Origin of the sequence: Tatumella sp. JGM94 (assembly GCF_018257595.1) — a bacterium.
GTDB classification, from domain to species: Bacteria; Pseudomonadota; Gammaproteobacteria; order Enterobacterales; family Enterobacteriaceae; genus Tatumella; species Tatumella punctata.
The window spans coordinates 18193-27146 of the sequence record NZ_JAERJN010000031.1 but is presented as its reverse complement, the minus strand read 5'-3'; the positions used below and the strand labels follow the sequence as shown (position 1 = coordinate 27146).

6 protein-coding genes, 2 tRNA genes and 2 pseudogenes are annotated in these 8954 nt (G+C 44.4%); 7 read left to right on the top strand and 3 right to left on the bottom strand.

Features of this window, described 5'->3' with window-relative positions:
• The first annotated feature begins 777 nt into the window (after positions 1–777).
• Together JK216_RS16280 and JK216_RS16275 are read left to right on the top strand one after the other, a co-directional pair.
• Positions 778–851: transfer RNA gene (locus tag JK216_RS16280), tRNA-Cys, on the top strand.
• 5 nt (positions 852–856) lie between these two features.
• Positions 857–943: transfer RNA gene (locus JK216_RS16275), tRNA-Leu, on the top strand.
• Between the two features lie 825 nt (positions 944–1768).
• On the opposite strand, the gene JK216_RS16260 is transcribed toward JK216_RS16275, so the two are convergent.
• On the bottom strand, positions 1769–2926 hold the full coding sequence (locus tag JK216_RS16260; protein ID WP_212711930.1) for a M20 aminoacylase family protein: 1158 nt from the start codon (positions 2924–2926) through the stop codon (positions 1769–1771).
• Between the two features lie 61 nt (positions 2927–2987).
• Positions 2988–4001 carry a hydantoinase/carbamoylase family amidase gene (locus JK216_RS16255; protein WP_212711931.1) on the bottom strand — a complete coding sequence of 338 codons (1014 nt, stop codon included), beginning with the start codon at positions 3999–4001 and terminating at the stop codon, positions 2988–2990.
• A 298-nt stretch (positions 4002–4299) separates the two neighbouring features.
• Between JK216_RS16255 and JK216_RS16250 the strand changes: the two genes are divergently transcribed.
• From JK216_RS16250 to JK216_RS17105, 5 genes and pseudogenes are all read left to right on the top strand, one after another.
• A complete protein-coding gene (locus tag JK216_RS16250) occupies positions 4300–5004 on the top strand; it encodes a PAS domain-containing protein (protein ID WP_212711932.1) in 705 nt (234 codons plus the stop codon).
• A 4-nt stretch (positions 5005–5008) separates the two neighbouring features.
• Entirely contained in the window at positions 5009–5368 is a 360-nt protein-coding gene (locus JK216_RS16245; RefSeq protein ID WP_212711933.1) for a Rid family detoxifying hydrolase, read from the top strand.
• Between the two features lie 32 nt (positions 5369–5400).
• Positions 5401–6591, top strand: a complete 1191-nt coding sequence (dpaL, locus tag JK216_RS16240) for a diaminopropionate ammonia-lyase (RefSeq protein WP_212711934.1) — start codon at positions 5401–5403, stop codon at positions 6589–6591.
• A gap of 112 nt (positions 6592–6703) precedes the next feature.
• Positions 6704–7984, top strand: a complete 1281-nt coding sequence (locus tag JK216_RS16235; RefSeq protein ID WP_212711935.1) for an aromatic amino acid transport family protein — start codon at positions 6704–6706, stop codon at positions 7982–7984.
• Positions 7985–8205: 221 nt separating this feature from the next.
• Positions 8206–8509 (top strand): annotated as a pseudogene (locus JK216_RS17105) (IS3 family transposase); the annotation flags it as partial.
• 71 nt (positions 8510–8580) lie between these two features.
• Here the strand turns inward: JK216_RS17105 and JK216_RS16230 are convergent.
• A pseudogene (locus tag JK216_RS16230) lies at positions 8581–8814 on the bottom strand (helix-turn-helix domain-containing protein); the annotation flags it as partial.
• Between the last annotated feature and the right edge of the window lie 140 nt (positions 8815–8954).

Genomic DNA, 8954 nt, shown 5'->3' with positions numbered 1-8954 from the left:
GGAATAGCTCAGTTGGTAGAGCACGACCTTGCCAAGGTCGGGGTCGCGAGTTCGAGTCTCGTTTCCCGCTCCAGATTATATAATACCAGAGAGTCGATAAATTTCTGGTAAATGCCAAAACAGGACCGAAAGGTCCTGTTTTCGTTTTAGCCGCTGATGCTGTCCGCAGCCGGAATTGCCCCTGAATTTCTCTTCTCTGTCATTACCTTTCAGTTTTTGTACCGCTATCAATCGGCCAGTCCTGTCCGCGACAGTACCTTTTGGCCGCAGAATAAAACATAGCTGTTGAGAGTTATCATAGTCTGCGGGCTGAATATTGCGCTGATGGTGATGCTGTTAAGGACTGCATCGGCGGCCAGTGATTACGGTCGGGACTGGCAGGGTTGGTTTATACAGTATCACGACAGACCGCCTGACAGGCAGTGTAACGCGAAGGCGCGTACCGGCACGCGGTAGTGTCGGAATAAAAGTGATTCCTGAACGCGGGGGGATTGTTCACTGAACCGGCAGTGAGCGCGGGTAATTTAATCACTTTCATTTTCAGGTGTTTGCTCTCTGAACAGTTCGCTGAATTTTCAGTCACTCAAACGTTTTTCTCAGAAAAAAAAGCGTATTGCTCTTGCCAAGCATGGGGAACAAGTCCATAATAGCCGCCATTCCAGAGACAACAAGACATTAAGTCTTCGGAATCAAATAGTTAAGTCTGAATCTGATTTCAGATTAAAAGAATTAAAGATTATAGCGCAAAGTAACGTGTTGTAATTTAAAGAGTTAAAAGGCGCGTTGGCAGAGTGGCCATGCAGCGGATTGCAAATCCGCCTACCTCGGTTCGACTCCGGGACGCGCCTCCAGATTTGCCCGGGTGGTGAAATCGGTAGACACAAGGGATTTAAAATCCCTCGGCTGTATGGCTGTGCGGGTTCAAGTCCCGCCCCGGGCACCACTGATTCAAAATGAACAAAAATAAGCACTTATGTGCAATGTCGTTTAACCGCCGCAAGGCGGTTTTTTGTTTTTTTCGGCATGGTCATAATATTATTTTGCTGACTTCTGTGCTCCGACAACGGGAACGATGGTAATTTTTTGGCCATATGCAGCGGCCTGTTCAACATTTTTATGCCCGTTATCTGGGCTGATCCCGGCTATCTCTGCGCCTCAAACGACCACGCCGTAATAAATACCGCATAGCGCCCGACAACCGCACCCTCAGGCCTGTATCCGCATCACGTCTGGGCATGGATTTTGTTTCTGATGCGCTGTATAACGGACGAAGACTGCGGCTGCTCACGGTTATCGACCTTTACACCCGCGAATGCCCGGGGATTTGCGTGGGGCAGAATCTTCGTGCATCAGAAATGGCAGAAATGCTGGACAGGCGGGTATAAATGGGTATCAGGATTGACTTCTCACGCCCGGGAACCCCGATGGACAATGCTACAATGGAGTCCTTCAATGGCCGGTTGCGCCAGGAGTGCCTGAACGAGAACTGGTTCCTCTGGAGGATGCACAGTGCAAAATTGAGACCTTGCGCATACACTATAACCAGAGTCGTACCCATTCTATACTGGGCTGGATGACACCTCCGAATTCGCCGAAAAATCTGTCGGTTGCCAGAATACGCAGCCACACAGAATCCGGTTATTCCTGATTGTGTCTGGCTCATATTCGGGGCCAGGTTAATAGGTTTAGGGAATACGCATTGATGGGTTGAACTGAGGGGGAATAGGGTTGAAAAATGCGGGGGAAAGTATCACCCGCATGAACCGAATTATTTCAATCTGCTGCTGGCGATCTCAGCAAAGTAACGAGCGCCTGTTTCAAGAATATCATCGTTGAAATCATAGCCAGCGTTATGAAGCGGTAAGAATCCTTTACCTTGTTCTTCTACACCATTGCCGATGAAAACAAAACAGCCAGGGACATTTTCAATGAATGCGCCAAAGTCCTCAGAAACCATCATTGGAGGAATATTGCCGTCAACGTTCTCTTCCCCAAAAACTTTTTGAGCTGCAGCTACAGCATAATCCTTCTGCTCTTCCCAGTTGACGGTTGGTGAGAACTCGTGCGTGTAAATCAATTCGCCTTCTGAATCATTCATTTCGCAAATTGATGTCACAATTGCGCGCATGCGCGTCATCAACAGTTCCTGGACTGCTGGTGAGTAAGAACGGGTATCACCTTTGATTTCAACATTACTTGGTATGGTGTTGCGAACACCGTCCGTGTGAATTTCAGTACATGAAACAACGGCAGATTCACATGGGTCAAGATTGCGTGATACAATCGTTTGGAGTGCGGTGATAATTTGTGCAGCAGTTACCAGAGGGTCGCGGCCCATATGTGGTCGGGCTGCATGGCCTCCACGACCTTTAATACGAATGATGAAATTGTCTTCGCTGCCCATTACACCACCGGCACGGGTGCCGAATTTTCCAACAGGCATGCCGGGCATATTGTGCTGACCGTAAATCTCATCCATTGGGAAACGATCAAAGAGGCCATCGGCGATCATTGCGCGAGCACCTTTACCGTTTTCTTCATCCGGCTGGAAAATCAGAATGACTGTGCCATTAAATTCATACTCTTCTTTCAGTAACTTTGCTGCACCGAGGAGAGTAGAAGTGTGGCCATCATGCCCACAGGCATGCATTTTTCCTGCGTGAGTAGAGACGTAAGGCAGACCAGTAATTTCTTTAATAGGTAATGCGTCCATGTCGGCGCGCAGGCCAATCGTGCGGCCGCCATTTCCTTTACGGATAATACCCACGAGACCCGTCTTACCAATATTACGATGAACTTCAATACCCATCTCTTGCAGGCGTGCTGCAACGAAGTCAGGTGTAATACTCAAGTCAAATCCTGTTTCCGGGACGGTATGGAGATACTGGCGCCATTCAACAAGCTGATTATGAAAGTCGGTTCTCATTGCTTTTTTTCCTGTACTGGGTGTATCAATTGGAGCGTAGCGTAATTAATGGTTGCTGAGTTTATTTCAGGCACTGTTGCACAACATCACGCAGCAAACTCGCGCCATGAATAAGTCCAGTCTCCGAGGTAAATTCAGCCGTATTGTGGCTAATTCCATTTTTACCAGGGACAAAAATCATGGCGGAAGGAGCGGTACGTGCAATCACCTGAACGTCATGCCCTGCGCCTGAGGTTATTCTGCGACAACTGAACTTCATGCGGGCAGCTAAAGATTTGCCTTGTTTGACGATGTCAGCTGCAAACGTAACCGGCTGAAATCTGACAAGCTGTTTAGTTGTGATTTCAACATCCTCGGTCTCTTTGAATGAGCTCAGAAAAGCGCTTAACTGATTTTCTGCCAGCTTGAGCTGAGCTTCGTCAGGATTTCGTAAATCGACTTTAAACCTTGCTTTTCCGGGTATGGCATTCATCGTATTGGGTTCAATCTGCAATGAACCGACAGTGGATAGCGTCTTGCTTTCCTTAGCCAAATTTCGCAGATAAGTAATTACCGAAGCAGCTGCATATCCCGCATCATGGCGTAAATGTGTAGGCGTTTTGCCTGCGTGATTAGCGGTGCCGGTGACCTCAATCTCCTGCCATGAAATACCCTGTAGATTCTCTACAGCACCAGTCTGAATGCCTTCGGCTTCGAGAATTGGACCTTGCTCGATATGAGGCTCAATATATTCATGCGGTTCAATGCCGCCAGGTTCCATTTCACCGTCGTAACCTATACGAATTAACTCATCACCCAGTCTTGTGCCATCAATGCCAACGGTATCCAGCACCTCTTGCAGGCCATCAGTTGCGGGAAGTGTGCCAAAGATATTTCCAACTTTGCCTATTTTGATATCAAGGTTCAGCTCCCGCATCCACCATATGAGTCGGTCACGTCTCTGATTGTCGCTGTCAGTAAGGGTAGCTCGTGTTCGGCCTTTCTTCACATGAGCGGCATCAATTGAACCCAACTGAAGTATCTGCTCCAGCATCAATGCACCGTCTAATTCAATATCTGAAATATGGTCACTCATACTTTATCTCCGGAAAGCTCAGTTACAACTGTTGGGCTGATTTCTCAAACACCTGTTTGCCGATAATATCAACTTAAGTGAACGGAAATCGCAACTCCAGAATATGGTTTAAGTTAACAAATGTGATCCATAAAATTAAAAATACAAACCTTTGTTTTGTTGTAAGTCAATGATAGTAAAATAAAAATAAGTATTATTGTGAGGCGTGTCATATATCCATACGGTTTTCGTATGTTGACTTTGGTAGGTCAAGTGCGGATTCTACTGTTAACGCGAAAAGCCACCAGGTGGGCATGATATGCAGATTAATCACGGAACCGACGAACTCTCAGACTTCAAAGTTAACTTTAATGAACGTGATCGAGAGTTCATGCGGTCTTACTACCGTCTTGCTGAAATGGTTGCCGATTTAGTTGGGCCTCATTCCGAAGTTGTGTTGCATTCCTTTGAGGATTTGGACGTAAGTGTTGTGAAGATTGTCAATGGGCACCATACCGGAAGAACTATAGGGTCTCCAATTACGGATATGGGCCTGAAAATGTTGCGTCAGTTTTTGCAAACCGGTGAGGTGAATTCTCGCAGCTATTTCACCAGGAACAAACAGGGGCAGCTACTCAAGTCTACGACATGTGTTGTTGCAGGAGAGAATGAGAAACCGATTGGTTTATTCTGCGTAAATATAAATCTCTCAGTTCCTTTCCCTGAATTAATTCGCACATTAATGCCTGACAGTTCTCCGCTTTCGCTTGTTAATGAACATTTCAGTGCAAACTCATCTGAAGTCATTGATGAAGCAACAAAACGCGTAATGTTTGAGGTTGAATCAGATACCAGTATCAGCCAGAAATATCGAAACAAAGCTATTGTTTTTCAACTTTTTGAAAATGGCATTTTTGAACTTAAAGAATCAGCAGGCATGGTGGCCGAAAAAATCGGTATCTCCCGACATGCCATTTATAAATATCTGCGTGAATTTAAATCAGCATTAAACGAAAAGGAGTAGTCTTGTGAAGAAAATTATTGAAACCAGCAAAGCACCTGGTGCAATAGGTCCATATTCACAGGGATTTTCTTTTGACCGCTTAGTCTTCACTTCTGGTCAGCTTCCTCTGGATCCGACAATAATGGCCTTTCCAGAGGGGGGGATTAAAGAACAAACTCGCCAATCAATGTTCAATGTAAAAGCAGTTTTAGAGCAGGGTGGTGCGTCACTTGAAACCGTGCCCAAAACGACTTGTTTCCTGGCTGATATGAATGACTTTGCCGCATTAAATGAAACCTATACCGAGTTTTTCGGTACCGAAGCTGCGCGTCTTCCAAAAGATGCAAAAGTTGAGATTGAAGCAGTGGCTTATCGCCTTGCCTGATCCCCTTAGTAAAGTTACTTAAGCAGGTTTATATGTTCGATCTAAAACTCAACGAATTAATGACGGGTAAGAAAAGTAGTCTCTTTACTGAGCAGCAAGCTGAAGAAACGCATCTCTTCCATCAGCAAATCCCAGGCTATAAAGAGACGCCATTAGTCTCGCTTGATGCCCTCGCCAAAAATCTGGGCGTGAAATCCATTTATGTCAAAGATGAATCTTATCGCTTTGGCCTGAATGCGTTCAAAGTATTGGGCGGATCCTATGCTCTGGGGAAAGTGCTGGCCAACAAACTTGGACTGACTATCAGTGAAATTAACTTTTCACGTGTGGCAGACCTTTTGGAAAAACCAGTGACGTTCACCACGGCTACTGCAGGGAACCATGGTACCGGTGTCGCTTGGGCCTCGCGCGAAATGGGCCAAAAGGCTGTTGTATACATGCCTAAAGGAGCTGCGCAATCGAGTGTAAAACGCATTCAAAATCTTGGTGCTGAATGTGTGGTAACGGACTGTAATTATGACGATACCGTACGCCTGGCCTCAAGAATGGCCGAAGAAAATAGCTGGATACTTGTACAAGACACTGCGTGGGATGGTTACGAAGAAATTCCAACCTGGATTTCACAAGGTTATATGACCATGGCTGCTGAAGCCAAACAGCAGATCGAAGACTACGGACTGGAAAAACCGACGCATATATTTCTTCAGGCCGGAGTGGGTGCTATGGCTGGAGGCGTGTTGGGATATTTCATTGATGCATACGGTCCGGGCCATTTCAGGTCGGTGATTACTGAGCCTGAAGCAGCAAATTGCCTTTTCAAATCTGTTTTTGCAGGAAGCGGCGTTCGTGTTGCTGTGAATGGTTCATTAAACTCAATCATGGCTGGTCTGGCATGCGGGGAAGTGAATCCTGTTACATGGGATATCTTGCGTGACTGTGGAGATGCGTTTATCAGTGTTTCGGACAATGTGTCAGCTACCGGAATGCGTATCCTGGGCAATCCATTATCTGGAGACTCAAAAGTAATCAGTGGTGAGTCTGGAGCGATAGGTATCGGTGCTCTATATACATTGTGTTCCTCCGATGAATTTGCAATCAAGGACGCAAAGCAGAAGCTCAATATTACCGATTCGTCAGTGATATTAGTTTTCAGTACTGAAGGTGATACAAATCCAGACCGTTACCGTAAAATTGTCTGGGAAGGTGCCTGGTCATTAAATTAAAATAATAATGGCTGTTATTTATTACTCTTTACCAAAGCGCTAATTTCCTATTTTGCAACTATAACATCTGTAGTGGCATAGTGAATGTTGTCACCTATAATACGAGGTCTCTATGATCCCAGAAACACTTATATCTGAAGATAGTGTTAATATAAATAAGTGGAATGCTAATGATACGACCTGGATGCTATGTCTCTTTGGGACGGCAATAGGTGCAGGTGTTTTATTCTTGCCGATCAATGCGGGTGTTGGTGGTATCGTTCCGTTGTTAATTATTACTGTGCTTGCCTTCCCGATTACATATTTCTCTCACCGTGCTTTTGCTCGCTTGATACTCAGGTCTGGTGTCGCGGAGAAAGGTATATCTGGTGCTATGCAGGAATATTTTGGTGATGCCGCGAGTAAATTTTTCAATCTTGTATACTTCCTCTCAGTTTATAGCATATTACTGATGTACTCTGTTGCTGTAACGAATACGACAGAAAGCTTCATCATTAATCAGTTGCGGTTACCCGCTCCAAATCGAGCATTATTGTCTTTGTCGCTTATTTTAGTTTTGCTTTTTATAGTGAGATTCGGTCAGGCGCTGACAGTGAAAGTTATGAGTATGTTAGTCTACCCGTTTATAGCCTCATTGATCTTTATGTCAGTATGGCTTATTCCGCATTGGAATGTAGCACTCTTCACGTATAATGCGGGGGGGATGGGAAATAAATCTATGTTAATGGTTCTCTGGATGATTTTCCCGGTGTTGGTTTTATCATTCAACCATTATCCAATAATTTCACCTTTGGTTGTGAGTCAGCAAAAATTATACGGCAATCGCATTGCTGATCTGAAGTGCAGTATAATACAGCGTTACGGGTATATTCTTATGGTTTCAGTTGTTTTGTTCTTTGTATACAGCTGTTCTTTCAGTCTTAACCCTGCGGCTTTAGCTGAAGCAAAAGCACAGAATATTTCTATATTGTCGTATCTGGCTAACCACTTTGATACGCCATTAATGGCATGGATGGCGCCAATAATTGCATTCTTTGCAATTATGAAGTCATTTTTAGGACATTATATTGGGACGCATGAAATCCTTAGTGTCATGATTAATTCAGATGTGGGGTTATTCAAAAATACGCTGAAGAAAAAGACAACGGATAACGTAATTTTTATATTCATGATCCTTACATGTTGGTTCATCGCTTACACGAATCCAAGTATTCTGGGAATTATGGAAGTATTCAGCGGTCCAATCGGCGCGCTTATTGCCCTGATTCTTCCTGTTTATACAATTAGCAGGATTAAAAAACTTGAACAATTCAGAAATAAGATAAGTAATAAGTTCTTGTTTACTATTGGTCTGATTACAGTTTCGTCGATTTTATACAGTATATTTTCATGAGAAATATAATTAATGATATAAAAATAAATGAAGTGTAAAGTGTAGTTGATTTTTATTATCCCTTTTTATTTTCATGGGGTTTGAAAAGGAGGTGGGGTATTAAAAATAAAGTGCAAAAAATATATTTATATTACATTGATTGAAAAAAACGAGGGGAAACATTTATTTAGTAATCGAGTTGCACACCCCTGAAAAATCAATCTGAGGGCATGGAGTGATACATAAAATATATTTCTCCGGAGCATGGGGTCGCAACACTGGAAAAACTGTTACCGCCTTACAATATGACAGTGGCAGCCGTTACACAGATGGACGGAATATCCGAAGCTACCCTGTATAACTGGCGTAATCAGGCTAAATCGGTGGGGGAAACCGGTGCCCGGTGCAGAGAAAACAACAGACCAGTGGTCAGCAGAAGCGCGCTTTGCTGTGATAGTCGAAACAGCCACACTGAGTGAGGAAAAAATTGCAGAATACTGCCGTAAAAAAGGACTTTATTCTGAGCAGGTTATTCAGTGGAAACAGTATATTATGCAGACTGAAAATCCTAATAATAAAGCGGCGCTGAAACAAAGCCTGAAAGAAAATAAACAGCTGACAAGCTGTACCAGTAGTACACAAATGTGCTCAAATTGCCACCGGCGTTTACCGACCGGACGCAGTGATATTAACCCTTTCGTGCCATACAGGGTAAACCAGTTAATCCAGCGCCCGACGGATGAACGGGCACAGCAGAGTGTTCTGGCAACGTCGCTGATACAGACACCCCGGTGCAGCATCAACATGGCATTCAGCCTGCTGGCATAATTTTTATCGTGCGTTTTATGGATTGCTTACTGCATCAGGCGTCGTTCGTTACGGGGAATTGGTGCTATGACCGGCATCGCTCAGTCCGGTTGGGGGGTTGTGATGCTTGGCGATTGATCAGATCACACAATCCGGGCTAAGTTCCTTTTAAGTGTTCTACTAT

Bases quoted from the DNA above. Each gene is read 5' to 3' on its own strand.
- JK216_RS16255 (WP_212711931.1), bottom strand. From the start codon at position 4,001: ATGAGTGACCATATTTCAGATATTGAATTAGACGGTGCATTGATGCTG.
- JK216_RS16250 (WP_212711932.1), top strand. From the start codon at position 4,300: ATGCAGATTAATCACGGAACCGACGAACTCTCAGACTTCAAAGTTAAC.
- JK216_RS16260 (WP_212711930.1), bottom strand. From the start codon at position 2,926: ATGAGAACCGACTTTCATAATCAGCTTGTTGAATGGCGCCAGTATCTC.
- dpaL (WP_212711934.1), top strand. From the start codon at position 5,401: ATGTTCGATCTAAAACTCAACGAATTAATGACGGGTAAGAAAAGTAGT.
- JK216_RS16235 (WP_212711935.1), top strand. From the start codon at position 6,704: ATGATCCCAGAAACACTTATATCTGAAGATAGTGTTAATATAAATAAG.